This window comes from Streptomyces sp. NPDC054786 (assembly GCF_053611685.1).
Genome location: NZ_JBSHAW010000026.1, coordinates 13615 through 39625, shown reverse-complemented (window position 1 = coordinate 39625; position 26011 = coordinate 13615). Strand labels below are relative to the sequence as shown.

Annotated in this window: 26 protein-coding genes; 16 read left to right on the top strand and 10 right to left on the bottom strand. The window is 71.1% G+C overall.

The features are described from left to right. Positions 1-509 precede the first annotated feature (509 nt). The 6 genes from ACWGI6_RS22360 to ACWGI6_RS22335 all read left to right on the top strand — a co-directional run bounded on the left by ACWGI6_RS22360 (position 510) and on the right by ACWGI6_RS22335 (position 3916). Positions 510-992, top strand: coding sequence for a DedA family protein (locus ACWGI6_RS22360; protein WP_453269152.1), 483 nt, complete (start codon positions 510-512; stop codon positions 990-992). A gap of 246 nt (positions 993-1238) precedes the next feature. Then, positions 1239-1895, top strand: coding sequence for a nucleotide-binding protein (locus tag ACWGI6_RS22355; RefSeq protein ID WP_453269151.1), 657 nt, complete (start codon positions 1239-1241; stop codon positions 1893-1895). After that, on the top strand, positions 1892-2143 hold the full coding sequence (locus ACWGI6_RS22350) for a hypothetical protein (protein WP_453269150.1): 252 nt from the start codon (positions 1892-1894) through the stop codon (positions 2141-2143). The genes ACWGI6_RS22355 and ACWGI6_RS22350 overlap by 4 nt, the downstream gene beginning before the upstream one ends. A 351-nt stretch (positions 2144-2494) precedes the next feature. Beyond that, positions 2495-2617 carry a hypothetical protein gene (locus ACWGI6_RS22345; protein ID WP_453269149.1) on the top strand — a complete coding sequence of 41 codons (123 nt, stop codon included), beginning with the start codon at positions 2495-2497 and terminating at the stop codon, positions 2615-2617. A gap of 164 nt (positions 2618-2781) precedes the next feature. Next, entirely contained in the window at positions 2782-3276 is a 495-nt protein-coding gene (locus ACWGI6_RS22340) for an N-acetyltransferase family protein (RefSeq protein WP_453269148.1), read from the top strand. Positions 3277-3445: 169 nt separating this feature from the next. Then, positions 3446-3916, top strand: a complete 471-nt coding sequence (locus ACWGI6_RS22335) for a nuclear transport factor 2 family protein (RefSeq protein WP_453269147.1) — start codon at positions 3446-3448, stop codon at positions 3914-3916. Between the two features lie 148 nt (positions 3917-4064). On the opposite strand, the gene ACWGI6_RS22330 is transcribed toward ACWGI6_RS22335, so the two are convergent. The 4 genes from ACWGI6_RS22330 to ACWGI6_RS22315 form a co-directional block, all read right to left on the bottom strand. Further along, positions 4065-4355 (bottom strand): hypothetical protein, encoded by a 291-nt coding sequence (locus ACWGI6_RS22330; protein ID WP_453269146.1) that lies wholly within the window; start codon positions 4353-4355, stop codon positions 4065-4067. 76 nt (positions 4356-4431) lie between these two features. Next, entirely contained in the window at positions 4432-4947 is a 516-nt protein-coding gene (locus tag ACWGI6_RS22325) for a PadR family transcriptional regulator (protein ID WP_453269145.1), read from the bottom strand. Positions 4948-5064: 117 nt separating this feature from the next. Then, positions 5065-5682 (bottom strand): class I SAM-dependent methyltransferase, encoded by a 618-nt coding sequence (locus ACWGI6_RS22320; protein WP_453269144.1) that lies wholly within the window; start codon positions 5680-5682, stop codon positions 5065-5067. 146 nt (positions 5683-5828) lie between these two features. Further along, positions 5829-6407: a TetR/AcrR family transcriptional regulator gene (locus ACWGI6_RS22315; RefSeq protein ID WP_453269143.1), complete on the bottom strand. Its 579-nt coding sequence runs from the start codon at positions 6405-6407 to the stop codon at positions 5829-5831. Between the two features lie 372 nt (positions 6408-6779). Between ACWGI6_RS22315 and ACWGI6_RS22310 the strand changes: the two genes are divergently transcribed. From ACWGI6_RS22310 to ACWGI6_RS22265, 10 genes are all read left to right on the top strand, one after another. After that, positions 6780-7388, top strand: a complete 609-nt coding sequence (locus tag ACWGI6_RS22310) for a (2Fe-2S)-binding protein (protein WP_393905279.1) — start codon at positions 6780-6782, stop codon at positions 7386-7388. After that, complete coding sequence (locus tag ACWGI6_RS22305) at positions 7385-8374, top strand: FAD binding domain-containing protein (RefSeq protein ID WP_453269142.1); 990 nt, start codon at positions 7385-7387, stop codon at positions 8372-8374. Before ACWGI6_RS22310 ends, ACWGI6_RS22305 begins: the two co-directional genes overlap by 4 nt. Next, a complete protein-coding gene (locus tag ACWGI6_RS22300; protein WP_453269141.1) occupies positions 8374-10515 on the top strand; it encodes a xanthine dehydrogenase family protein molybdopterin-binding subunit in 2142 nt (713 codons plus the stop codon). The genes ACWGI6_RS22305 and ACWGI6_RS22300 overlap by 1 nt, the downstream gene beginning before the upstream one ends. Before the next feature lie 84 nt (positions 10516-10599). Next, on the top strand, positions 10600-11757 hold the full coding sequence (locus tag ACWGI6_RS22295) for an XdhC family protein (protein ID WP_453269140.1): 1158 nt from the start codon (positions 10600-10602) through the stop codon (positions 11755-11757). 190 nt (positions 11758-11947) lie between these two features. Further along, positions 11948-12451: a GNAT family N-acetyltransferase gene (locus tag ACWGI6_RS22290; protein ID WP_453269139.1), complete on the top strand. Its 504-nt coding sequence runs from the start codon at positions 11948-11950 to the stop codon at positions 12449-12451. Positions 12452-12669: 218 nt separating this feature from the next. Further along, positions 12670-13167: a SigE family RNA polymerase sigma factor gene (locus tag ACWGI6_RS22285; RefSeq protein ID WP_453269138.1), complete on the top strand. Its 498-nt coding sequence runs from the start codon at positions 12670-12672 to the stop codon at positions 13165-13167. Continuing rightward, positions 13160-13630, top strand: a complete 471-nt coding sequence (locus tag ACWGI6_RS22280; protein WP_453269137.1) for a hypothetical protein — start codon at positions 13160-13162, stop codon at positions 13628-13630. Before ACWGI6_RS22285 ends, ACWGI6_RS22280 begins: the two co-directional genes overlap by 8 nt. Positions 13631-13705: 75 nt before the next feature. Continuing rightward, positions 13706-15013 (top strand): mannosyltransferase family protein, encoded by a 1308-nt coding sequence (locus ACWGI6_RS22275; protein WP_453269136.1) that lies wholly within the window; start codon positions 13706-13708, stop codon positions 15011-15013. 92 nt (positions 15014-15105) lie between these two features. Beyond that, a complete protein-coding gene (locus tag ACWGI6_RS22270) occupies positions 15106-15879 on the top strand; it encodes a DUF72 domain-containing protein (protein ID WP_453269135.1) in 774 nt (257 codons plus the stop codon). A gap of 62 nt (positions 15880-15941) precedes the next feature. After that, positions 15942-16226: an acylphosphatase gene (locus ACWGI6_RS22265; protein WP_453269134.1), complete on the top strand. Its 285-nt coding sequence runs from the start codon at positions 15942-15944 to the stop codon at positions 16224-16226. A gap of 109 nt (positions 16227-16335) precedes the next feature. Here the strand turns inward: ACWGI6_RS22265 and ACWGI6_RS22260 are convergent, their stop codons facing one another. The 6 genes from ACWGI6_RS22260 to ACWGI6_RS22235 form a co-directional block, all read right to left on the bottom strand. Next, positions 16336-17745: a lanthionine synthetase C family protein gene (locus tag ACWGI6_RS22260; RefSeq protein WP_453269133.1), complete on the bottom strand. Its 1410-nt coding sequence runs from the start codon at positions 17743-17745 to the stop codon at positions 16336-16338. Then, positions 17742-20900, bottom strand: coding sequence for a lantibiotic dehydratase (locus ACWGI6_RS22255; RefSeq protein ID WP_453269132.1), 3159 nt, complete (start codon positions 20898-20900; stop codon positions 17742-17744). The genes ACWGI6_RS22260 and ACWGI6_RS22255 overlap by 4 nt, the downstream gene beginning before the upstream one ends. Positions 20901-20991: 91 nt before the next feature. Further along, the gene (locus ACWGI6_RS22250; RefSeq protein WP_164993100.1) at positions 20992-21132 is read right to left on the bottom strand and encodes a hypothetical protein; all 141 of its coding nucleotides are present in this window, start codon (positions 21130-21132) and stop codon (positions 20992-20994) included. A 489-nt stretch (positions 21133-21621) separates the two neighbouring features. Continuing rightward, positions 21622-22650, bottom strand: a complete 1029-nt coding sequence (locus tag ACWGI6_RS22245; RefSeq protein WP_453269131.1) for a UDP-N-acetylmuramate dehydrogenase — start codon at positions 22648-22650, stop codon at positions 21622-21624. Positions 22651-22958: 308 nt separating this feature from the next. Beyond that, the gene (locus tag ACWGI6_RS22240) at positions 22959-24260 is read right to left on the bottom strand and encodes a hypothetical protein (protein WP_453269130.1); all 1302 of its coding nucleotides are present in this window, start codon (positions 24258-24260) and stop codon (positions 22959-22961) included. Positions 24261-24543: 283 nt separating this feature from the next. Then, positions 24544-25830 carry an MFS transporter gene (locus ACWGI6_RS22235; protein WP_453269129.1) on the bottom strand — a complete coding sequence of 429 codons (1287 nt, stop codon included), beginning with the start codon at positions 25828-25830 and terminating at the stop codon, positions 24544-24546. Between the last annotated feature and the right edge of the window lie 181 nt (positions 25831-26011).

Here is a 26011-nt window from a genome sequence, read left to right as displayed (position 1 = left end):
TGAACAGCTCGTGTTCTTCATCGCCTAGGAGACCGCGCCGGGTTTCGAGGGGACGGCGCGTAGCGTCTGAGGTCCTCGCCGGCCCAGGCCACGGCATGGCCTCTGCGTCGCCCAGATCTGATCATTGCAGGGCCCTGCCGCGCGATGCCACCCGGCGACGCCGCTCAGCGAGGCCGTCCGCAGCTTCGATGGCCGAGAAGCCATGTCTTCCCTCTCCGGGACCCAGCGCCGTCCACCTGGGGCACGCGCGTTCGCTTACCCTGGCTGTGTCGGGTGACCCTGGCGAGGGGCCGTACCTGGAAGCCCCAGATGCAGCAGTGCTCTGCGTCGGGCCCGGGTACCGGCGCCGCCCCGGCACGAACGCAGGGACGGAACCGGCAGAAGCAGATGCGGGTGAGGTATGGACAACAGGCTCGTGCCCGTCGTGTGCCCGCTTCGACGAGAACCGCGAAAGCGGGTGGCGGGGGAAACCGGCCACGGCGAGGGCCTGGCGCCGAGGGCGAGGCGTCGTGGATAAGGTCGCGCTCACGGCCGCAGGTCTCTACGTGATCGTTCTGCTGCGAGCCGGAGGGACATTCGCCGTCGGGTGGCTCGCCGGTGCCGGTGTCAGGCGCAGCAGGTTCGCTGAGCGGATCTCCCTGGCCAAGTTCGAGCGCGCCGAACGGGCGATCCAGCGGTGGGGCGCGCCGGTGGTGGCACTCTCCTTCCTTACCGTCGGTTTCCAGACTGCTGCCAACTTCCTCGCGGGGAGTATGCGCATGCCCCTGCTGCGTTACCTCCCCGCACTGTTCGTGGGGGGAGCGGGCTGGGCGTTGGTCTACGCGACCGCCGGGATCGGCGCACTGGAAATGCTGGCAAGGCTGTTCGCCGAGCAGACGGCGCTCGGTGTGGCCGCGGTCGCCGCCCTCCTCCTCGCGGTGTGCGGCGTGGGGGTGTACCGGCGCAGGCACGTTGCGTTGGTCACGCGCGACACCGCGGCCGACGAGTCCTGAAGGGCCGTGCCGCGCCCTGTACCGCTGCGCCGTGTCAGTCGGAACCGGGGTGCCGCACCCCCACCGCGAAGGCGGGCGAACGGCCTCGGTACTCCTGCTGCCGAGGCCGTGGTGCGGCTGGTGGCGGTACACGGCCATCGCCGTCGTCGACGCCGCACCGGACCGGCTGGAGGAGCCCCCGCTCTCTCACGCGCGTGCGGGTGAACCACGAAGCCACGCCCTTGTGTCGGCCGAAGCTGGACGATCATGCCCGTTATTGTCAGCTTTATGCCGTTGAGCTGTGCGTTTGTGAACCTCAAGCCCGGCGTCGGAAAGACGACGAGTGCTGTGTGGCTGGCCCATGCGCTTCATGAGTTGGGTCTGTCGCCTCTGCTGGTCGACGGTGACCCAGCCGCTTCCGCGCTGCGCTGGAGCGAGCTGGCCGGTGGCTTTCCGTTTCCGGTGATCGCCCTGCCGGTGGGGGACGTCCACCGTCGCGTGAACGACTTCCTCGGCAACCGGCAGGCCGTCGTGCTCGATGCGCCCCAGCTGGAGGACCATCCCCGGATCGCCCGCAGCATCATGAGGTACGCCGGTGAGTGGATTGTGCCCGTGACTCCCGCCCCCATCGAACTGGACCGGATGGCACCCATCCGCGGCGAGATGGCGGACGTGCAGTCCCTGCGTGCTGAGCCCGCTCGCACAGCGGTCCTGCTCAATCGCACCAACCGTCCCGATGCCACGCGCACCGGGCCCGATGCCGACGCTCGTGAGGCACTCACCGAGCGGGGTTTCGAGGTGCTGGCCACCCAGATCGCGCGGCTCGACCTCTACGCCCAATCTTTCGGGAACTCGGTCCAGGCCAAGGGTTCGGCGTATATGGACTTCGCGGAGGAACTCATCGAGCGTCAGGAAGAAGCATGAGCCAGCGCAGGGAAAACTACCGCGCCGCATTGCGGCGCGAGCAGGACGACGTCTCCGGGCCCCGATCCACCAAGGTCACCACGATGCAGAGCAGGTACATCCGGGTGACCGTCGAGGTGGATCCCGACCTGCAAGACGATCTGACGCGATGGGTGGGCCGGCCGGTCTCCTCGGTAGTGTTCGTCGGCACGACCGTCCTGCGTACCTTGGTCGCCACCGTCGGCAGGATGTCTCGGCCCGGAGACTGAGGGACAGCCCTTAGGCTGCTTCGCCCCGCCATTGCATGCGTTGATGACCAGGTGCCGATTGCTCCCCGGGGCCGTCAGGCAATAGCCCTGCGCCGACACTGCGCGCCGCGACGGGCGTACGGAGTGGGTACGCGTGCACAGCGCATCCGACCGGACGCTGAAGCGCCGGCACGGCATCGACTTCGGGGCGGAGGTCCTGCTCGGCGGGGACGGGGGCGGGACGTCGTGCGAGGGTCGGGTCCTCGGAGCCGGGGACAGTGACGCTTCAGCTGTCCGCGGGGGAGACCGTGACGGTGCTGCGGCGGGGACGGGCCCGGAACAGGACGTGAGTGAGGTCCCATCGGACAGCAAATGCCCTCGCTGGGGCGGTGGTTGCTGAACGCCTACGTCCACATCTTCAACAAGCTGGACCGGCCGGTGGACACCGAGGGCCACCGCCGGGTCCTCGCAGTCCTCGCCTTCCCGCGGGCATGACGGTGCCGTTGAAGGTGAGGCGGTGCGACGGCAAGCGCGGCGGGGGCTGCCGAGCCTGGCGGGGAGGCTGAGGACGGGAACCGGATCCCCCCGCGTTCGGCGTCGTACACCTCATGAACGACAGCATTCGAGTGCGAGTGGCATCGACCGAGGATGTGGAAGCGATGGCGGAAATCCACACCAGAGCCCGCAGTGCCTACTACGCCTCGGGTGGGATGGCCGCAGAGGAACTGGCCGATTCGGCTGCACGGGAGATGCGGCAGGACGGATGGGCAAGGGTAGTTGTGTCCCCCGGCATGACCGCGCTGTGCGCGGAGACCCGGGAGGGCAGGGTGGTAGGGGCCCTCGCGATGGGGCCACCGAAGGACGCGGACATCGACGCATCGGTCTACCGGCAGTTGTTCCAGATCCACGTCCATCCGGATGTTTGGGGACGGGGGACAGGCGGTGCGTTGCACAGCGCGTTCACCGGCCGGGTGGTGGCGGGCGGGTTCGACGGCGGGGTTTTGGAGGCGTGGGAGGCCAATGCTCGGGCCGGGAGGTTTTACGTCAAGCACGGCTGGCGCGCGGACGGCGGGCGACGGCCCGGCCCCGGGGGAGCCGACTATGTGCGGATGCGAGTGCGGATGCGGCTCGGGAGCGACCGGTGCGGCCTGTAGTGGTGGCCTCGCGGACCGTTCCGCTGGGTCGCTGCCCATTTGTTGTCTGTGGGCGAGCCCGCAGACCGGATGGCTTCGGCCACGGTCGACGCGACGATCTTCGGTCGGTCGGCCGGCTGGTTGGCCTACCGTGGCTGGGCTGTCTCTTGCTCAGCGATGGGAGTCCACCATGTCACCGTCATCACCGTCCCCGTCACCCCGCGAAGTACTGGCCGCCTACCACCGGGCGATGCTCGCCTGGTCCGCGGACGATCTGGCCGATCTCTACGCACCCGACGCCGTCCACGAGTTCCCCTTCCTTGCGCCGGGGAGGCCCGGTCGATACCACGGTCGGGAGGAGGTCCGGACCGGTTACCGGGCGGCTTGGGGCGCTACCTCGGTACGGCTCCAGGAGATTCATGACGTCGTTGTCTTCGACAGCGCCGACCCCGAGGTCGTGATCGGACAATGGGGGGCTACCGCGACGTTCGAGCCTGGGGCCGCCCCGGTAGAGATCACCGGCCTGCTGATCCTGCGGGTGCACGAAGGTCTCATCGTGCACGCCCTCGACTACATGGACTCACTCGGCACGTTCCATGCGCTGGGACGGCTGCCGGCCCTGCTGAGCAGCCTCGGGACACCGGGCGAGCGTCAGCCCTGACCCAGTTTCCGGTCGTCGGCGAGCCGATGGCCGTGTGGATTTCCGTCTTCGCATGTGTGGGTGTCGAGCTGTCTCATCACCCTCAGACAGGTCGGTACATACTGCTGGGCAGGCACCTGGTTGCGCGAACGTGAGTTTCCTAATTTTTCTACTCCGTACGCGTTCCGTCCGGACGATGCCCTGGCAAGAGCCCGCGGCCGATCAAGCCCGCCAGTAGCAGTCCGCCGACCAGAACGATCAGGGACAGGCCGGGGCCGGAGGGCCAGTTGACCTCTATGGCGTGGACGACCAGTACGAGGGCCACGGTGAGGGCGACGCCGGGGAGGGCCAGCAGGGCCGGGCGGAGTCGGGTCAGGCCGTCCTCGGTCAGTGCGCCGAGGACGCCGACGCCGAGCGCGAGGGCCCAGACGCCGAGTGCCTGTGCGTCGGGGCGGTTCACGCTCCAGATAGTCCTTTCTGGACTATGGGGAAAGTGAGGGCGATCCGCCGCCGTGGTCAACGGTCCAGCGGCGGAATCACGCTTCGCGCTGTTCGACCCACTGCCAGAAATCGACCATCATCCGCTCATAGCGGATGCCGAACTCAAGCGCCTCGCGCTGTCCTCGCGTCAGCAACTCGCCCACGCCCTCGGCGAGTTCCTCGTAGTCCGTGAGTGTGCGGTGATGGTCGTCGAGCTGAACCGGAGCTAGTACCTCCGGACGGGCGCCGAACCACAGCTTCAGGATGCCGCGCTCGCGCGCTTCGACCGGTACGAAGGCCGGGTCGGCGAGCCACTCCGCCAAGGCCGCCCGGCCCGCCGCGGTCAGCCTCATCAGCCGCCGGTTCCGCCCGCCCGACTGCCGGACCTCCGACAGCAGGCCCGCCTCCACGAGACGGTCGCACTGCGCGTACACCTGCGCATGCGGCATCGACCAGAACGGCGCCACCGTGCGGGCGGCCTCGACCTTCACGTCGTACGGACTGGCCTCGCCCAGCTTGTCGATGATGCCGAGCACGAGGAACGAGGGCGTGGTCAACCGGGCGTCAGCCATGTCCGTGACGGTATCGCGGTGACCGGTCCGGGAGCCGGGCTGCCCTGGATGCGCCGATCCTGTGGTCACCGGGCGGCGGTAGGCGTCCGTCCGGGGAAGGATCTGCTGCGGCGGCCCTCAGCGCACGGCTTTGAAGGCGACGAGGCTCCGCAAATCGCTACGGGTCACGTCCGTGAAGAGTGTCCGCAGAGCGTGCTCGATGCGGTCGAGTTTGTCATCGGGCAGGCGCAGTCGCCGGGTGAGGGGGCCCGGGGACGTACCGCCGTGCCATGCGATCACCACCGCGCCGCCGGGACGTACGACGCGGTGCAGCTCCCGGAGCCCGGCCTCCAGGTCCGGCCAGATGCCCACGTTGTTGACCGACACGACGCGGTCCGTGCTCTCCTCTGCGAGGCCGGTGTGGTCCGCCGTGCCGAGGTCCAGGACGACCCGGCCGGTGCGGACCGCACCGCGGTTGGCCCTGGCAGCGGCATGGCGCATCTCGGGTGAGGGGTCCACACCCCGGATGACGGCCGTCTCGGTCCGGTCGGTCAGTAGCCGCAGCAGCCGGCCGGGGCCGTACCCCACCTCCAGAACCGTGTCGCCCGGCTGGACGTCCAGGACGTCGAGCAGGTCGTGCTGTCTGTTGGTCCACCGCATGAACCGCCCGGCGAGGCGCCCAGCCGTGCCGCTGGGGAGCGCGAACGGCGAGGTGACAGGCCGGTCATCGGCCCACGAACGCAGAGGTGTGTCCATACCGGCAGGATGCCGCACCTCGTGAACCGGCGCGCCGACGCCCCCGGGAACGTCCCCCCCGCATGACCGAATCCTGGGCTCGACGACGGGTCAGGTCTTCCGCGAGAGTCTCGCGGCCGTCCTAGCGGTGAGCGGGGGCGCGTGGGTCACGCTCCGGGAGCGCCGGCGCGCAGCCCGTCCATGACGAGGTCCAGGAGCCGTCCGGCGCGCGACTGCCAGTCACCGTGTGGATCGATCTGCCAGAGGCCGGCGATGGCGAGTACGAAATCGTCGGGGGTCACTCCTGGACGGATGGTGCCGGCCTCCTCGTTCGCCTTCAGCAGGAGGGTGACGGCTGAGGTGACGGGACCGTGTCCCAAACCGGCCAGGGCGTTTTGTTTGCTGGTAGCCCTGCGCATCGCGTCGGCCAGGCCGGCTTTGGCCATGGCGTACTGGGCGAGGCGGTCCATCCACTCCCGCAGGGCCTGGTCGGGTGTGCGGATCTCCAGCAACTGGGCCGCGGTGTCGGCGACCTGCTGGACTTCGTAGCGGTAGACCTCCAGGACCAGTGACTCGCGGTTGGGGAAGTGGCGGTAGAAGGTCCCCTGCCCGACGCATGCCTTCTTCGCGATCGAGCTCAGCGGGGCGTCGGCCGACTGTGTCAGCTCCGCCAGGGCCACTTCCAGGATGCGGTCGCGATTCCGTTGCGCGTCCGAGCGCAGTGGCGCGTCCTTCTTCTGCTGCACTCGTCCTCCTTCCGGAATTCACGGATGGCCGGCCTTGCTAACCGGACAACTGTCCGGTAGGTTACGAAGGTAATGGACAGTTGTCCGCTTAGGTCCACCATAGCTGCAGATGCAGCCGCTATGGACGACCGGTAGCCACCATGACCTGCTTTCTCGTCCAGCGCCTACGCCGTCGGCGCCCGAGCTGACGGCGCTCCGCACCACGCCGTCTCCTCCTCGACCGTCTTCCGAACTTTGACTCCGGGACCGCCTCGTCCTGCCCTCACCGCTCCCGCGTGACAGGGACCGCTCGACCACCGGGTCGACCACGTCGGCATCAGGGTCCGCGCCCCGAAGCCCGCCGCGCCTCACATACGCGAAAGAAGGCTGATCATGGCCCTATCGACGTCCAGCGCCATCACCCTGAACATCAACGGCGAGAAACACACGCTGCCCGTCGACCACCGCACCACTCTGCTCGACGCGCTGCGCGAGAAGCTCGATCTGACAGGTACCAAAAAGGGCTGTGACCACGGCCAGTGCGGGGCTTGTACGGTGCTGCTCGACGGACGCCGGGCCGTCTCGTGCCTGCAGCTCGCGGTGGCCGCCGAGGGGCGCGTGATCACCACCATCGAGGGCGTGGCGGAGGGCGAGCGGCTGCATCCCGTGCAGCAGGCGTTCCTCGACCTGGACGGCTACCAGTGCGGCTACTGCACACCGGGGCAGATCTGCTCCGCGATCGCGGTGATCGAGGAGCATGCGGCGGGCTGGCCGAGTGCCGTGACCGACGACGTACGGCCCGAGGCGGGAGTGCCGACGCTCACCGCCGAGGAGATCCGGGAGCGGATGAGCGGCAACCTGTGCCGCTGCGGCGCATATGTGTCGATCGTGCAGGCGGTCGCGCAGGCGGCGGCCGCTGGGCCGCAGTCCCCTCCCGCCCCGCGGCACGAAAGCGGCTCCTCCGAGGCTGCCGGCACGGACGACGTGGAGATGACGGCATGAGGGAATTCGGCTATCAGCGCGTCTTCGACGTCCCCGGTGCGGTCGCCCTGCTCGGCTCCGATCCCGATGCGCGCTGCCTCGGCGGCGGCACCAATCTCGTCGACCTGATGAAGGCCGGGGTGGAACGGCCCGCGCTGCTCATCGACGTACGTGAACTTCCCCTCGGCCGGATCGAGGTGACGGACGGCGGCGGTCTGCGCATCGGTGCGACCGTCACCAACAGTGAGCTCGCCGCCCATCCCGAAGTGCGGTGCCACTACCCGGCGTTGGCGCAGGCCGTGCTGTCCGGCGCCTCGGGGCAGCTGCGCAACATGGCCACGATCGGCGGGAATCTGCTCCAGCGCACCCGCTGTGGCTACTTCACCGACTCGGCCAAGCCGTGCAACAAGCGGGTCCCCGGCAGCGGCTGTCCCGCCATCGAGGGCGAACACCACAACCATGCGATCCTCGGCGCCTCCGAGCATTGTGTGGCCATCCACCCGTCGGACATGGGGGTGGCGCTCGCTGCCTTCGATGCTGTCGTCGAGTACGAAACCGCGGACGGACCAGGGGAGTTGCCGCTGGCGGAGTTCTATCTGCCCGTGGGGGACACCCCGCATCTGGAGACGGCGCTGCCGCCCGGCGCGCTGATCACCGGTATCACCCTGCCGCCGGCTCCGGTCGCCGCGCACTCCCGCTACCGGAAGGTGCGCGAGCGTGCGTCGTACGCCTTCGCGATCGGCTCGATCGCCGCGGCCCTCGATGTCCAGGACGGCGTGGTACGCGAAGTGCGCCTCGCCTTCGGCGCGGTCGCGTCCCGGCCGTGGCGGGCCCGGGAGGCCGAGCGGGTGCTGACCGGGGGGCCGGCGGACGCCGCCGCGTTCGCCGCCGCCGTGGACGCCGAGCTGGCAGCCGCCGAGACGCTGCCCCACAACGGATACAAGGTGACGCTGATGCGCAACCTCGTCGTGGCCCTGCTGACCGAACTCACCGAGGAGGCCGCCTGATGACCACGACGACCGGAACGAGCGCGGTGACGAGGGCCGTCGGTATCGCGCACACCCGCATAGAGGGCCGGGACAAGGTCACCGGAGCGGCACGGTACGCGGGGGAGATCCCCTTCGCCGAACTCGCCCATGGCTGGCTGGTGTTGTCGACCATCGCCCGCGGCCGCATCCGCTCCGTGGAGTCCGACCCCGTCCTGGCCATGCCCGGCGTCCTCGCCGTCCTGCATCATGGCAACGCCCCCCGTGTCGACGGGGACTACACCGGCCTGTTGGGGCGGCCCGACCCGACCCTCCTGGTCTTCCAGAGCGACCGCGTGCCCTCTGCGGGCTGGCCGGTGGCGCTGATCGTCGCCGAAACGTCCGAGCAGGCCCGGGAGGCCGCCGAGGCGCTGGTGGTCCGGTACGACCAGGAGCCGCACGACGTGGCGTTCTTCGCCGGACGTCCCGGTACGTACACACCGGAGAGTTCCCCCGGCGCACAGTCGGAGACGGAGAAGGGCGATGTTCAGGCCGAACTCGCCGCGTCCGCCGTCGTCGTGGACGCGGAGTACACCACACCGGAAGAGCACCACAGCGCGTTGGAGCCGCACGCGGCGACGGCCCATTGGGACGGCGGACGTCTCGAAGTCGTCGACTCGAATCAGGGCAGCATGTGGGTGGCGGAAGAGCTCGCGAAGCTGTTCTCCCTCGATCCGGCCTCGGTACGCGTGCGCTCGGAGCATGTCGGCGGCGCCTTCGGGGCCAAGGGGATCCGCCCCCACCAAGTCTGCGCCGTGATGGCCGCGACACTCCTCCACCGCCCGGTCCGGGTTGTCCTGACCCGCCGTCAGACCTTCTCCCTCGTCGGCTACCGGAGCCCGACGGCGCAGCGGGTCAGGCTCGGCGCCGATGCCGACGGGCGGCTGCGTGCCTTCGACCATCAGGCCCAGAGCCTCACCTCGACGGTGCACGAATTCGTCGAGCGGAGTGCCGAGCCGGGGCGCGTGATGTACGACGCCGACGCGCACCACACCGTGAACCGCCTGGTGAAGCTCGATGTGCCCACCCCGACCTTCATGCGCGCACCGGGCGAGGCACCCGGCTCGTTCGCGCTGGAGTCCGCGCTCGACGAGCTCGCCGAGAAGTGCGGTATCGACCCGATCGCGCTGCGCGCACGCAACGAACCGGACGCGGGGCCGGTCTCCGGTCTGCCGTTCAGCAGCCGCAATGTGCTCGCCTGCTTCCAGGAGGGCGCCCGCCGGTTCGGCTGGGCGGACCGGGACCCGCGCCCCGGCACGCGCCGCGACGGGCGCTGGCTGCTCGGTACCGGCACGGCCGCGGCCTCGTTCCCTTCGAGGGCCATTCCGTCCACGGCCGCCGTGACGGCGGAGGCGGACGGCACCTTCACGGTACGGATCACCGCGGCAGACGTCGGGACCGGAGCGCGGACGGCGCTGACCCTGATCGCCGCGGAGGCGCTGGAGGTGGCACCGGCGCGCATCCGGATGAAGATCGCCGACAGTGACTTCGGCCCGGCGATGATCGCCGGCGGCTCGATGGGCACCCGCTCCTGGGGCTGGGCGGTCACGGCCGCGGTGAGCGAGCTGCGGGAGCAGCTGGCCCTGGGCGGTGACATCCCGCCGCAGGGGATCACGGCACGGTCGGACACCGGCGCGGCCATCGGCGCGCTGGCGAACAAGGAACGGCACTCCTTCGGGGCGCAGTTCGCCGAGGTCGCGGTAGATGTGACCAGCGGTGAGGTCCGCGTACGGCGGATGCTCGGCATCTTCGCCGCGGGCCGGATCATCAACCCGCTGACCGCACGCAGCCAGCTCATCGGCGGAATGATCTGGGGCCTTTCCATGGCGCTGCACGAGGAAGCGATCAGGGACCGGGCGTCGGGTGGCCATGTCGGCGCCGACCTCGCGGGCTACCACTTCGCCGCGAACGCCGACGTCCCGCTCATCGAGGCGGACTGGGTGGACGATCCGGACCCGGACGACCCGGTCGGGATCAAGGGCATCGGCGAGATCGGAATCGTGGGAGCCGCGGCGGCCATCGCCAACGCGGTCCGGCATGCGACCGGGGTACGCCACCGGGATCTGCCGATCCGCCCGGACCGTGTCCTGCTGGCGGGAACCGGGGGCAACGGGACCGGCTGAGCCCGCCCGGACGTCCGGGGCTCGGCACCCGTCCCGCCGGGCAACGGCCTGCGCGCCAGGCCCGCACACCAAGAGGAGACCGAGATGCTCGACATCGCCGACGAGTTGAACCGATGGATGGAGGAGGGGCGGGACTTCGCCGTCGCCACCGTCGTGGCCGTCGCCGGCAGCGCACCGCGCAACCCCGGCGCGGCCCTCGCCGTCGACAGTCGGGGCGTGGTCATCGGCTCGGTCTCCGGCGGCTGTGTGGAAGCGGCGGTGTACGACCTGTGCACCCAGGCGCTCCAGGACGGCGGGACGGTCGTCGAGCAGTTCGGCTACAGCGCCGAGGACGCCTTCGCGGTGGGACTGACCTGCGGCGGGGTGATCGAGGTCCTGGTCACGCCGGTACGGGCGGACGCACCGGGCAGAAAGGTGTTCGCGGCGGGGTTGTCGGCCGCCGCCCGGGGAGAGCCGGCGGCAGTCGTCCGGGTGGCCCGGGGCCCGGCCGAACTGCTCGGCAGGGCGCTGCTCGTCCACCCCGACGGCTCGTACGAAGGAGGTCTCGGCGGGCATCAGGAGCTGGACCGCACGGCGGTCGCGGAGACCCGCGCCCTGCTGGACGCCGGTCGCACCGCCGCCATTGCCGTCTCGGAGAGCGGATCGCGCTGCGCGGCCGATCTGACACTGTTCGTCGAGTCGAGCGTGCCGCCACCCCGCATGATCGTCTTCGGCGCCATCGACTTCGCCGCGGCGCTGGTACGTACGGGCAAGTTCCTGGGCTACCACGTGACCGTGTGCGACGCCCGCCCCGTCTTCGCCACCCGGGTCCGCTTCCCGGAAGCCGACGACATCGTGGTCGACTGGCCGCACCGCTACCTCCAGCGCACCGCGACCGATGGCCGCACGGTCCTGTGCGTGCTCACCCATGACGCCAAATTCGACATTCCCCTGCTGCAGGAGGCCCTGCGGCTGCCCGTCGCCTTCGTCGGCGCGATGGGCTCACGCCGCACCCACGAGGACCGCAACCGCAGACTCCGGGAAGGGGGCGTCACCGACTCCGAACTGGCCCGCCTCCACTCGCCGATCGGACTCGACCTCGGCGCCCGCACCCCCGAGGAAACCGCGCTGTCCATCGCGGCCGAGATCGTCGCGGCACGGCAGGGCGGCACGGGCGCCCCGCTGACCGGCTCGCGGACACCGATTCACCGGGACGGGGGCGAGGGGGGAAGCGGAGTGGCGGGGGCGTGGGCGGTGGCGTGAGTCGGCCAGGCCCAGCCTGGTCCGTTGCCGTGACACCGATTTCGTCGTACGGCGGGCGGCAGCTCACCCGGCGCTCTGCGCCACGCCGTGGGACATGATGCGTTCATGACCTTGGCGATGGCACCCACGATCCCGGCCGGGGACCCTCTCCCGTATCCCTCAACCCTCCCTCCCGTCGCACGACGGTGAGTTGCTGCTGCGGCCCTGGGAGGTGGACGACGCCCCCGTCCTGCAACGCGCCTTCCAGGACCGGACAATCCAGCGCTGGCACGTGCACCATGTGACATCGCCGGACGAAGCCCAGGAGTGGATCGCCGCCACCCACCGGTCCTGGCAGCAGGAGCAGGACGCTCAATGGACCATCACCCGGGCCGACGACGGCGAGATCCTCGGCCGGGCGGCCCTGCGCCGGATGAACCTTGTCCACGGCCTCGCCGAGTGCGCTTACTGGGTCCTGCCGAACGCCCGCGGGGCCGGCGTCGCCCCCCGCGCCGTCGCCACGGTGACCGCCTGGGCCCTGGACGAGGCCGGCTTCCACCGCCTCGAACTTGCCCACTCGGTCAGCAACGAGGCCTCCTGCCGGGTGGCCACCAAGTCGGGCTTCGCATGGGAGGGGACCCTGCGCGGCGCGCATCTGCAACAGGACGGCCGGCACGACACGCACCTTCACGCGCGGGTCCAGGGCGACGCGTGAGATCGGCCGTCGGCCGGTCGGACCGCCGGCGAAGGGCGCCTGCCGCACGTAGCTGACACGCAGTCCCCGGCCGCGGGGTGGAGCTCGGCAGGGGCCGTGTGCCGGCTGCGCCGTGGCCTGTGATGACGGTCACGCTGAAATCTTCGCACCCGGTGTCGACCGGATGCCGTGCGCCAGGCGTATGGCAGGTGAGACCGAAAAGATCCGGGGAGTGGCTGTTGACCGTCGAGGAGTTCGAAGAGTTTTACGCGCAGACGGTCGCACGGCTGACCGGGCAGCTGTACGTGATGCTCGGCGATCAGCACGAGGCGCAGGATGTGGTGCAGGAGGCGTTCGCCAAGGGCTGGAGCCGGCGGCGTCAGCTCGACCGGAACGGTCAGCCCGAGGCATGGGTCCGCACGGTCGCCTGGCGTCTGGCGGTGAGCCGGTGGCGCGTACGGCGCCGTACCGCGGATGCGTGGCAGCGCAGCGGCGCCCCGCCGCATGTCGAGGGGCCCGGGCCGGAGTCCGTGGCACTGGTGGAGGCACTGCGGCAGCTGCCGGTCAAACAGCGTCGGACCATGACGCTGCACTACGTGTGCGACCTGACCGTCGAGCAGATCGCGGGTGAGACCGGGTTGTCCGCCAGCACCGTCAAGACGCATCTGGTCCGGGGCCGCACCGCGCTCTCCCTTCGTCTGCAGGACCCGCGTATCGAGGAGGCCCCCGGTGCCTGAACCCCATGACCTGCTGCGGTCGTTGTTCCAGGAAGCCGCCTCCACCGGACAGGCCCGTGCGCGGTTCGCGCCCGTCTCGCTCGTCACCCGGCGCGGGGAGCGGATGCGCCGGCGCCGGATCGCCGCGCTCGCCGCCGGCGCCTGCCTGGTCTTCGCCGGCACCGGTGCGGCCGCGGCCGTACTGCTGCCCGGCCACTCGGGCACCAGTGTCCCGGCCGTCACGCCTTCTCCCTCCAAGCCGACTCCCACGCCGACCCCCGTACCGACGTCGTCCCGCAGTCGCTCACCCGGGACCGGTGCACCTGTTCCCGGCCGGACCTCAACGGAAGCGCCCACCACTACGCCGCCCCGGACCGGCCAGGGCACCTCGGGAGCTTCCGCCACGTCACCGCCCCCGACCGGCCAGGGCACTTCCACCGCCACGCACGGCATGTCCCCGCCGTCCACCGCGCCACCGCGCTGACTCCTTCGCACCCTGACCCGGCGGTCGGCCGCCGGGCGGTCCCGCACGCCCGAATCCCCAGCAGGAGATCCCGTCATGCCCGCTTTGTCGCCCCGCCTGCGCCGGAAGCATCCGCCCCTCGCCGCCGGCCGCGTCGCCGGACCACAACGGCGATCGGCTCCGCCGCGCACGGTCGGTACCGCCATAGCGGCCGGCACGGTCGACCGCTCTCGTTCGCCCCACCCCGGGGATGTGGTCTCCCGCCACCGACGATTCGTCCCGGGGCCGGCCGACCGTGAGGTGCTGTGGCTGTATCTGCTGACCCGGGCGGGGATCTGGACCACCGCCTACTGCACCCGGTGGCTGTTCCCCGACGACCGCAAGACCCCTCACGTGGCCGACGTCCTCGCGCCGTGGCAGCAGTGGGATTGGGGGCACTTCCTGCACATCGCCCGCGACGGCTACTTCCCCGGTCAGGCCGGGCCGTGGGTGAACGGCTGGGACAACAGAGAAGCCTTCTTCCCCGGCTTCCCTCTTCTCCTGCGGGCCGTCCATACCGTCATCCCGCGCTGGACCTCGGCAGGCCTGCTGATCTCCTTTGTCTCCGGAGCCGTTGCCGTCCTGGCCCTCGCCCGGGTCACCCGGCTGCATCTGCCCGACGTGAACGCCGGTCAGCGCGCGGTCCTCTTCTTCCTGCTCTCACCGTGCGCGATATTCCTGGCGGCGGGGTACACCGAAGCGCTCTTCCTCGCGCTCGCCCTGCCGGCCTGGCTCGCCGCCCAGCGGCAGAACTGGCCCGCCGCGGCCGGTCTGGCCTGTCTGGCCACCACCGTCCGCGTCAGCGGCCTCTTTCTCGCCGCCGCCCTCGCCGTCCACTTCGCCGTCACCGCCCGCACCCGTCGGCAGTGGCGCGCACTGCCCTGGCTGGCGCTGCCCGCACTGCCGGCCGTCGTCTACAGCTGGTATCTCCGGATCCACACCGGCGACTGGATGGCCTGGAAGCACGCCCAAGAACGCGGCTGGTACCGCGACTTCCACGCCCCCTGGGAAGCCTGGCAGAACACCTGGCATGCCGCCTTCGCCGAGTCACTGCCCACCGGGTACGCCCTGATGTCCCAGGCCGAACTCCTCGCCATGATCGTCGGCCTGCTGCTGGTCGGGGTGCTGGCCCGGCAGCGCCGCTGGCCGGAGGCCGTCTATGTCGGACTCAGCCTGTGGGCACTGGGCACGTCGTACTGGTACACCTCCATCCCCCGTGCCACGCTCCTGTGGTGGCCCCTGTGGGTGCTCCTGGCCGCATGGAGCCTGCGGAATCCGCGCGTGAAAACCGTGTATCTCTGCCTCGCGGCGCCGCTGATGACCGTCTTCGCCGTGACCTTCCTGTCGGGGCGCTGGGCCGGGTGATGCGGTGTCCTGGGTGCGGACGAGCTCCGCCGGCCGGTCTCCTACGAGCGACGGCTGATAGTCCCCGCCCCGGACCGGGCAGGCATCCGGCCATGACCGTCCTCGTCGGCACCTCCGGCTGGCAGTACAAGGACTGGCGCGGTGTCCTCTACCCGACGGACCAGCCGCAGCGGCTGTGGCTGGAGGAGTACGCGCGGCAGTTCGCCACCCTCGAGAGCAACGCCGCCTTCTACCGGCTGCCCGAGGAGAAGACCTTCGCGAACTGGCGGGACCGTACCCCCGACGGGTTCGTGATGGCCGTCAAGGCCAGCCGCTATCTGACGCACATCAAGCGGCTGCGGGATCCACAGGAGCCGGTCGGACGCCTGATGTCGCGCGCCGCCGCCCTGGGCCCGCGGCTCGGGCCCGTCCTGCTCCAGCTGCCACCCACGCTGCACGCGGACGCCGGGCTGCTGGACACCTGCCTCGGCTGCTTCCCCGCCGGCACGCGAGTGGCGGTCGAACCCCGCCACACCTCGTGGTGGACCACGGAGATCCGTGCCGTGCTGGAGCGGCGCAGCGCCGCGCTGTGCTGGGCGGACCGGGGCTCCCGGCCCGTGACGCCCCTCTGGCGGACCGCCGACTGGGGGTATCTGCGCTGCCACGGCGGCCGTGCGGAACCCGAGCCCCGCTACGGCAGACAGGCGCTCACCACCTGGGCACGACGGATCGCCGACACCTGGCCGGACCGGGCCGACGTGTACACGTACTTCAACAACGATGTGGGTGGGGCGGCCGTCCTCGACGCCGTCCACTTCGCCCGTGCCGTCTCGGCCGCCGGACGCTCCGTGAGCCGTACGCCGTCCGGGCGTGCCTCCGCCCCCTGACCGCGGGGCCGGGATATATCTGCGCTCGTACCGCCGGGGCGAGCGAACGAGGTGAGGCACGGATGATCCGCAGACGGGTGGTGGTCTCCGGAGACGTGCAGGGTGTGTTCTTCCGCGACACCTGCCGGCGCACGGCCGACGAGCAGGGAGTGGCCGGCTGGGTGCGCAATCTGCCGGACGGGACGGTGGAGGCGGTGTTCGAGGGGGAACCCGAGCCCGTTCAGAAGCTGGTGGACTGGGCCCGCGAGGGTCCGCCCATGGCGACCGTCAACACCGTGTCCGTCCATGAGGAAGAGCCGGAGGGCCTGACGGGCTTCGAGATCCGGCCGACGCCTGGCGGGTACTGAGTCGCCGGGTTTCACCGGTGCTTTCACCGTCGTCGGGTGCGCCTCCCGCCGCCGACGGCTCGCCGCCCCGGGCCCCGGAACCGCCGTGCCGGCGGGAAAGCAAGTTCCGTCAGCCCATGAGGAGCGCCGCGTCCCAGCCGTTGTGCGGGGCGGGTGCGGTTCCCCGGCGGGCGTCGGCGTAGTCGGCCAGTACGAGGGCGATGCCGGTGGCGCCGTCCAGCAGTCCGGCGTTGTCGACGCGGTGCGGGGCGGGGTTCGGGGACGGTATCGGCGGTGGTGCGGGCGGCAGAACCTGGGTGTAGCCGAAGGGAGTTCGCTCGTCGAATTCCGCGACGAGTTCCCGGGCGAGGTCGTCCGCGGCCTCCCACCATTCGGTACGTCCGGTGGCGGTGGCCATGCGAACGGTGGTGTGGAGGATGCCCGCACGGCCGTGGCACAGGCCCGGGTCGTCGGCCGTCGGCCCGTCGGGTGTGCGGTGTGCGAGAGCGCTGACCGCCTCCTCGGCCAAGGCCGTGATCCGGTGGTCGCCGAGCGCCTGCCCGGCCAGGCGGAGGGTCCAGGCGATGCCGGATGTCCCGTAGCACCACCCGGGTCTGCTGCGCGCTCCCGTGTCCGGGGAGGGCCGGGAACGGGGAGGCTCTCCGGGGCGGCCGGGGAAGGCGACGCGGCCGGGCCACTGCATGCCCCGGCCGTCGGTGTACCCGATGCTCAGCACCCAGTCGGCCATGCGTCGGATGGCGTCCTGCATCCCCGACACCCGGTGCCCGGAGCGGTGGGCCAGTGACAGCAGGGCGAGCGGGCCGCAAATCCCGTGGGCGACACCGACGTTGAAGTCGCCCCGCGGGAACTCCTGGCGGTCGCGCGGGACGAGGTACCGGTCGGGTGCGCACCACCATCCCGGCACCTCGGTTCCGTTTCCTCCGGCGGGGCGGACGGGGTGGCTGATGCCGACGAGAAAGTCCAGGACGTCGCCGAGGGCCGAGGCGCACCGCTCGTCGCCGTGGTCGGCCGCCAGCAGGAGGCCGCGTCCCTCTCCCGCCAGGCCCGCGATCACGTCGTAGTCGCCGTACGCCAGCCCGGGGCCGTGTTCCTGCCGCCGTGCGACGAGGTGGGCTACCCGTGCGCGGACGTATGCGGCATGGATCTCGGCGCTGCGTGCCAGCAGCCTGGCGTATCCGCCGTGTGCGTCCGCGTGCAGCCGCGCGGGCAGCAGCAGGTCACCGACCGCGGCCGGGCCGGCGTCGGTGGCCGCCGCCACGGCCGCCGCGAGATGGGCGTGGCCGAGGGCCGCGTGACGGGCGTCCTTCCGGGCGCATCTGGTGTGCAGCAGCGCGATGCCGGGGTGTCCGATCAGCAGCGAGGCGGGCTGCCAGCCGGCCTGCGGCAGTGGGGGCGGCAGCGCGGCGCAGGCGCCACGGGCGGCCTCGGCCACCTGCTCCGGGAGGCTCAGCAGGCCGGCGACGCGGTGGGCGATGTCCGACGCCGCGGCGCACACAGCATGGGGTGCGGTCGCGGTCACCTGTTGTTCCTCTTCCGGCCGAGCCACAGTGCGAGCGCCTCACGGGCCGTCACATGCGCCGCCAGTTCCTGTTCGGGGCGCGGGCCGAGCAGCCGGTTGCAGTGCATATGCGTCAGGCTCAGGGCGATCCGTCCCGTCCGGTCGGGGTCCGTCCCGGCGGCGGAGAGCGCCTCGCGCAGACCGGTCAGCGCGGGGCCGCGGGTGCTCCATCCCGCGCCCCAGCCGTCCGCGGCGGCCGGCGGCCGGGGCCTGCCGTGGGGATCCAGCAGGGCCGCGAGGGCCTGCTTCCGGGATCGCGGTACGTCTCCCCTGCGCTCCAGTACCGACGGGCGGCTGAGCCAGCCGAGCGCCTGGTCCGGGTCCCCGAGGTGGGTGAGGATGTCGAGGATGCCCAGCGCGGCCGGCAGCGTCGGATCGCCCAGCCGGTCGGGGGCCCCGGCCAGGAGGGTGACGGCGGATTCGCTGTCGCTGTGGAAGAAGCGCTCGGCGTGGCCGATGGCGGCCGGGCCGCCGTACCGCTCGACCTCGGGCTCATAGGTGTCCAGCACCACCTTGCCGAGCAGCCCCGCCTCCTCGCGCGCCTGCGCCCAGGAGCGGAGCTCGGGCAGCAGCACCGGCCACAGGGATTCCGGCTTGCCGTGGAAGCGCAGCCGGATGTGGGGTGCCGGATCCTCGTAACGGAGGAAGAACCAGAGGTCGGCGCCCGCCCTGCGGAGCAGGCCGGGGTCGGTCAGCGGTGCGAGGTGACGGGCCAGCACCTCCGTCTGGCGGGCCCCGGGTACGTAGATCTTGGCGTAGAGCCATTCGCCACCGGGCAGGTGAGCCCGCGCTCCGCGGCCGCTGTCCGTGTCGCTCGTCGGGAGCGGGAGCGGGACCGGCGCCGTCGTGGGGGTGTCGCGCGCGGTGTTCCGGCCGGTGGGCCTGGCGAAGACGGGGAAGAAGAACTCTGCGGCATGGGAGCCTTCGGGGCCTCGGAACCACTGCCGCTCGGCTCGGCCTCCGAACTGCTCCACCACCGTCAGGCCGGGCGCCCGCCGCACCTCGTCGCGGAAGGCCATGAGGTGCAGGGGGTCGTCGAGGTCGGCCGCGACGCGGTGGTCCGCTTTGGTGAGCAGCACCTGCCGCGGGACGTCCCAGCGCCGCCGCCACTGTCCGACCCCTGCGCGCCATTCCTCGTCCCCGCGGCCGGCCGCGGCGCGCAGGGCCCGGTCCGGCAGCCAGCGTGCCGGGGAGAGCACCGTCCGGCCGTGGCGCACCCGGGGCAGCACGGGCGCCGAGGCCCAGCTTCCCCAGCTCCACGGCGCACAGAAGGTCCGCCCCTCCTGCCCGACTTCCAGCAGGAACCGGGCCACGTACGGAAGATGACCGCTGCTCGGGTTGAGCATGGAGTACGACAGCGGCCGCACCCTTCGGCCGGTCGCGCTGTCGACGAGCCGGAGGCTGTCCGCGTCCGCGTACACCGCCAGGTTCTCCAGGCGCAGATCGTGTGCGGTCTCCGACGCGGCGGGGCCGACGCCCAGCGGGATGCGGTGGGGCAGCCACTGCGGGACGGCGGACACATTGCCGGAACGCGCCACCCTGGGCCGGTAGGCGACACACGCCGGGATCTCGTCGTGCGGCGCGGTCCGCACGGTGTGCAGGGCCAGCTCCTGAATCTGCCCGGCCGACCGGCCGCCGACCACCGGAGCAAACCGGCTGAACATCGCCCCGGCCAGGGGGGACACCGCGTGGGGCCCGAGCACCAGATGGAAGTCCCCGCCGCACAGGGCGTCCCAGCCCGGTGTGACCAGCTCGGCTCCCACCTCCATGCTCAGGGGGGCCGGTCCGCGCCCGGCCGGTTCCAGGGCGCTTACGGTCTCCTCGTCGAGCACCACGTCGCGGCTGCCGTGACGGGTGGCGTCCATCAGCAGTTCGCCGAGGACGCGGTCGCGGGCGGTGCTATCGGGGGAGGGCGGGACGGGCGGCGGGCCGCCGCGCCGCCGGTAGTCGCGGGGCAGCCCCAGTCCCCGGGCCTCGTCGAGCAGATCCAGGACCGGGACCGGCCTGTCGGTGCCGTACCGCTCAAGGAAGGCCAGGTGGTAGTCGCGGAGGTACGGATTGCCCTGGTGAACGGGAGAGGTCCGCGACAGCACCGTCGCGGCGCGCTCCGCTTCCCGGGCCACCTCATACGGCAGGGTCAGCCGTACCTCCAGCGCCAGGTCGGCCTGGAGGACGTCAGCGGCCGGCCGTACCGCCCGCATCCGCTCGGAGACCGCGGTCAGCCGGGCTCGCCGGGAGTCCGGTGGCGTGCCGTCCAGCGAGGTCAACTCGGCTCTGATGCCGCGCAGTTGGTGAGCTGTCGGATGGTCGAGTCCGTACAAGCGGTCGCATACGTGGTCGAGAGGGGCGGTGCAGTCGGGCGGCGGCGTCAGATCGCTGAGCAGGAAGCGGCCACGTACGAGCTGCCCGATGCTGCGTTCGACCGCGCCCTCGGGTGCCTGGGGGAACTGCCGCTTTCCGTCCTCCACCAGCTCGGGAAAGGGCGTGGCCTGCGCCGCGGCCGCCAGGAGGTGCCGGACCACCCGGGTATGGCGCACCGAGCCCGCCAACTGCCGCTCCCCTGTGCGGTCATGGTGGTCGACCAGCACCAGCCGGCCGTCTCGTACGGTGCGCAGGTTGGTGGCGGTGAGCCGGGAACGCTCCAATACGGCCGGGACATCGAGCAGCGTCTCCAGGACACCGTCCAGCCAGTCCGCGTCCGGCCGGGTCACGCTGCGCCCGGCACCGACCATCTCCCGTGCCGGCGCGGATCCGAATCCGGCGACACCGACCCCCGCGAAGAAGCCGAACGGGGTGGGGCGGTGGGACATCCGGGAGTGGTATTTCGTCAGTGACACCGCGATTCGACGAAGCGACTTGAGCCTGAGCCGCTCGCCCGTGACGACTCGGGCCACCTCCGCCGCGAGGCCCGCGCTGGCCAGGCTCACCGCCTCCATGAGCCGTGGGTCGGCGGCGAGTTGGGTCACCTGACGGCGCAGCCAGCTCTCTTCGCGCGGGTCCCCGGCGGCGGGCCGGGGCCGCCTGGCCGGTGCGTCGTCCGAAGGCAGGGGGAGGGCCGCGGCTCGCACCAGAGCCACCGTCCCGCACTCGAAACCGACGTCACTCCTGCCGCCCACGATTCTCCCCGCCCCGCTTCGCGCGCCCTGCTTCGCCCGACGTCGGTGCGGGGCGGCGGACGAAGTCCTCGCGCCGCCCCGCACCCCTGTCTCAACAGCTCCAGGAGGTGACCGGACAGACCTGCGTCATGAGCTTCGACTCCTGCGCACTCATGGCGACCGTGGCCGAATCCGTGATTTCCATGTCGAGGTCGAGGTCGAATTCGTCCATGCTGGTGATGATGTTCTCCATGGTCCCCTCCAAAGAAAGATGTTTTAATCCCGGAGCATTTCCGGTTGTTGCAGCGAGAATTCGCAACCGTCGGATATTCCATCGGGGGTGCATGTCGTGTCAAGCGCATGGAGGATGTGCTCCGCTTCGTGCGGCCCTCGGAATGGGGGGATCCGGTTCGTCCCGACTTCCCTTGCCAACGGCTTGAGTTCACCGGCGAATTGCCACCATTGTCCGGAGCGCGGCGGAGCGGACGGGCGCTTCCGGCCCTCTCGGCGAGCCATCAAGAGGGCCGGAATATCACCTCGGGCAAAAGAACTTGCGCGTACCCGAGGAGAGTGCGTGCGGGAAAAGAGACCCGACGGAATGCTGGTTTGCGTTCCATCGGCCCGTCAACTGCGCCCCTCACCTGCCGTCCGGGCATTGACGTTCCCCGCAATGCCGAATCGTTCAGGGGGGAAACGGGCGAAGCGGCGTGAGTTCTCTCACTCCGGGAGCGGGCGGCCGAGTTCAGAGGACGTCGATTTCGGCGGTGAGCCGTACTCCGGTACGGCGCAGGACCTCCTGGAGCACGATCTCGACCGCCTTGGTGAAACCGGCGGCGCTCGCACCCTCCTCGGCGACCAGGGTGTAGTGCAGTGAGGAAATGCGGACGCCCGTGACGAGCGGCCGACGCAGCTCGAATCCGGCCTGCCGGATGAGCCAGCTCGCACTGACCCGGATCGAGCCGTCGGGGAAGCGGTTCACCGGTGCGTTGCGCGCCCGCAGGCTCTCGGCCTGGGCGGGGGAGATCTCGGGGCTCAGGAACACACTGCCGACCGAGCGGTCGTCGGTGCCGCTGCACCCCAGCACCATCCCCTTGCTCTTCCGGACGGCGAGCACCGCCTGGGCCACCTCGTCCAGTGGCACCCGGCTACCGACCGGAACGTCGAGCTCGGCGGCGACCGTCCGGTAGGTGAGCGGCGCGCTCAGCTCGGACCGGCGCAGCGCAAAGACCAGGCTCAGCAAGGTCCATCGGCGGGAGCGCTTGAAGACGCTGGTGCGGTGGCCCAGCCCGCAGGCCGCGGCATCCATGGTGACCGTGCGGCGCAACGTCCAGTCCCATGCCGTCACTTCCACCAAGGTGTCGGCGGTCTCCTGGCCGTAGGCGCCGACATTCTGCACCGGTGTGGCGCCGGCGGTCCCGGGGATGCCCACCAGCATCTCCATACCGGTGAGGCCCTCGGCGACGGTGGTTTCGACCAGATCGGCGAGCGGATGACCGGCCTGGACCTCCACCAGCACCCGTCCGTCGGCGGTGCTCCCGGCCATGCGTACGCCCTTGGTGCTCATCCGCAGCACGGCGCTGTCGCATCCGGCGTCGCTGACCAGCACATTGCTTCCTTCGCCCAGACAGACGGGCTCGCCGGGGAAGCTGTCGGCCAGTGCGACGAACTCGGGGAAGTCCGCGGGGTCGTGCAGCTCGATGAGAGCCGCCGCCGGTCCGCCGAGGCCCAGCGTCGTCATCGGGGCAAGCGGTGCCTCGTGGGTGACTCGCATATGTTCCTGTTCTCCTGGATGCCGTTCCGGGTCTGGGGGTCCCGCCGAGGGGCGCGCGGCGGGAGGGGCCGTCCTTCAGTGTGTGACGACCAGGACCCGTGCCCGTGCCACTGCACCGCCGGTGTGGGCCGACGGCCTGCCGAAGGCGTCACCGCGGCACGGCGGCCGGCTCCCGGCCACAGCCGCGGTCGGTGTTCCGCGCCGGTTCCGCGCCCTGGCCGGCGCGTTCCCGGCCACCGCCGCACCGGCCGGCCGGCCGTCCACACGCTGACCGCCCGCGCTCACTGACACACCTCGGGGTTCACCGTCTAGCACGCCGCCCGTGTCCGATCCACTTCCAGCAGATCGTCGGCCCGTTGCACGATCTCGCGCGCCACCGCACTGTCATATCGCACGAATCGCTGCCGCAGAGCCATCAGCCGGGAGTGGGCGCGCTGCGAGCTGATGTTCTCGGCCAGGGTCAGCGCTTCCGCGGCGGCCTCCGCGGCACCGTCGACCTCGCGGTGCGCCAGTCGTGCCTCGGCCAGCGAGGTGCTGTGCAGCAGCAGGTTGCGCGGCTGGCTGCCCTGGAGCAGGTCGATCCCGTGTGCGAGATGCCACTCCGCCTGTTGGGGACGCCCCAACTCCAGCCAGGCCCGCCCGGCATCGGCCACCATGACCGCGGGCGTGAGCCAGTAGGCCCAGGGCGGCTCGGACGAGGGCCGGCCGGCCCGGCTCAGCTCGGCGGCCTCGTCCAGGGCGCGCCGGCAGCCCGCCTCGTCGCCGAGGCCCGCACGGGCTCTGGCCTCGCGCGTGGCCAGCAGCGCCTGACCGATGCCCATGTCCTCCTGCGCCGATCCCTTGCGGGCGATCCGGATCAGACGCAGCGCCTCCTCCGTCCGCCCGGCCCAGACGGCCCGGTAGCTCATACAGGAGATGATGTACGCGGCGAGCGGCCGGTCGCCGGCGGCACGTGCGGCGCTCAGGGCGCTCAGAAAGCGGGTATTGCTCAGCTCGTCCATGCCCTGGTCGGCGGTCAACCAGGCGGTGAGCTGGCCGAGTTCGGCGATGATCCGGTGCAGTCGCAGACCGGTCGAGGTGTCATAGGAGTAGGTGGCGGCCAGCTTCTTCGCCCACTGCAGGTCCTGGAGCGCCCAGTCCAGTACGAGCCCGCTGCTGCAGCTGTCGTCCAGCTGACGCAACTGCTGGATCCTGACGGTCAGCACCTCGACCGCGACCTCGGGGACCTCCTCGCCGCGCGTCCGGGAGGGCGGCGGCGCGTCGTCGGCCACCAGCCAGTCCACCGAGGCGGTGACCGGATCCAGGGCGGCCGGCGGCGGCACGGACGTCATGGGGCGCCGTTGAGCGGGGATGCGCTGAGGTGACGGTGCCGCGGGGAAGTGCTGGGGCCACAGCGCTTCGACCGCTATGGGCTCGCCGAGCTGGTCGGACAAGATCTTGGCGACGATGTACGGCAGCCGGCGCCGGGGGCAGGCCCCCTTCAACCAGTTGTAGGGGGCCTTGCTGCTGATGGTGCCGCTACCGCACCGCTTGTTGATCTCCCGGGCCAGCCGTTCCGGCGGCCAGGATAATCGCGCCAGGCAAGACGCTAAGACAGCTACCTCGTTCATCGGCGGCGAACCTCGACCGCAGCGGCACTCGACGCTGAAGTGGTGGTGTCTGGGGCAGGATCGGTCAGCTCCGGCGACTGCTGGGGGTGCCCTGGCGCTGTGTCAGGCCTGAGCGGGAGAGGGCCGACAGTGTGCATAGCTGCTTTCCACACCCCCTGCCGAGAACTGCCCACCCATACTAGGGATTCCCGGGCGCCAGGTGTCGAATCTGTGATGACGGACACAGCAACTGCCCATCATGTGCAGGTGCGTTGCCTAAGCACAAGGAGGCTTGCCGAGGACCTCAGACTCGGTGCAGCTGCCGGGCCGGGCCGGCGTCCGGTACCGCGGCCGGGCGCAGCGCCAGCCAGTACAGCGCCACCCCGCAGGCCAGCACCGCGACCGCGAACAGGAACGGTGCGTCGAACGATCCGGTCACCTGCGCCAGCCGGCCGGTGAGCAGCACACCACCGGCCGTGGCCGCCGTATTGAGGAAGTTCATCAGTCCACTGACCGCCCCCACCGTCCCCGGCGGTGCGAGCAGCCCCGGGAGGCCCCAGGCGACGGGCGCGGCAATGGCCAGCCCCGCCAGGGAGACGGACATCCAGACGACGGCGACGGCGGGTGACCCGGCACTCCCGGCGGCGCCGATCGCCGCGCCGAGCGCCAGCCCGCACGTCAGAACCGTTTTGCGGACCGTCCACGGATGGTGGCCCCGGCGCACCAGCCGGTCCACCAGCCAGCCTCCGACGATGAGTTCGGCCACCGTCGCCACCGCCCACGGAATCATCGAATAGAAGCCGGACTGCAGCAGCTGCACATGGAACTCCCGCTGGAGGAACTCCGGCATCCAGGTCAGCACGATGTTGATGGTGTAGCCGTAACAGGCGAAACCGCACGACAGGATCCAGATCCTGCCGGAGCGCAGCGCCACGCGGAACTGCTCCGCCCCGCCCCGGTCGACGTCCCGGGCCCCGCCCTTGAGGATGAACTCCCGCTCCGCCGGACCCAGCGACCGGTACGCGGACGGGTCCCGGTACCCCCACCACCACACCGCGGTGAACAGCGCGCTGACCACGGCGGTGAACAGGAACCCGGCCCGCCAGCCCCACTCGCTCATCACGAACGCCAGGACGGGGAACGCCACCATGTTGGCCAGCTTGGTGGCGCCGTCGAACATCGCCGTCGCCCTGCCGCGCTCGCCGAGCGGGAACCACGCCGCGGTCGCCTTGGAGGCGCCGACCATCGAGGGCCCCTCGGCGACCCCGAGCAGCAGCCGGGCCGCGATGATGGGGCCCACCCCGCCGGCCACCGCGGTCAGCAGCCCGGCAACGGCCCACAACGCGGAGGCGATCCGGGTCAGCCGCGAGACGCCCAGGAGGTCCACCAGCAGACCGGCGGGTAACTGGACCAGACAGTACGACCACGTGAAGGCCGAGAGGACCACACCGAGTTGCTGGAGGTCCAGCCCGAAGTCGTCGGCGATCGAGGAGCTCGCCACCGATATCGCGGTGCGGTCGAGGAAGTTGACGAGGATGCCTCCGGCGAGCAGCCCACCCATCGCCCAACGGGTGCGTCCACGGGGTTCCACGAGCGTGCACCGGCCTTTCCTGTTGATCGGCGAGACGGTCCATGGTGATCACAACAGAGCCGGACCGGTACGTCACCGATGCGCCGAACAATGGCTGGAATGCAGGAAAGAGCGGTGTGCGGAAGCCGGGGGGCGGCGGGGCGAGGACCCGAAGGGGCATGGGCATCCGGCTGCTCCCGCA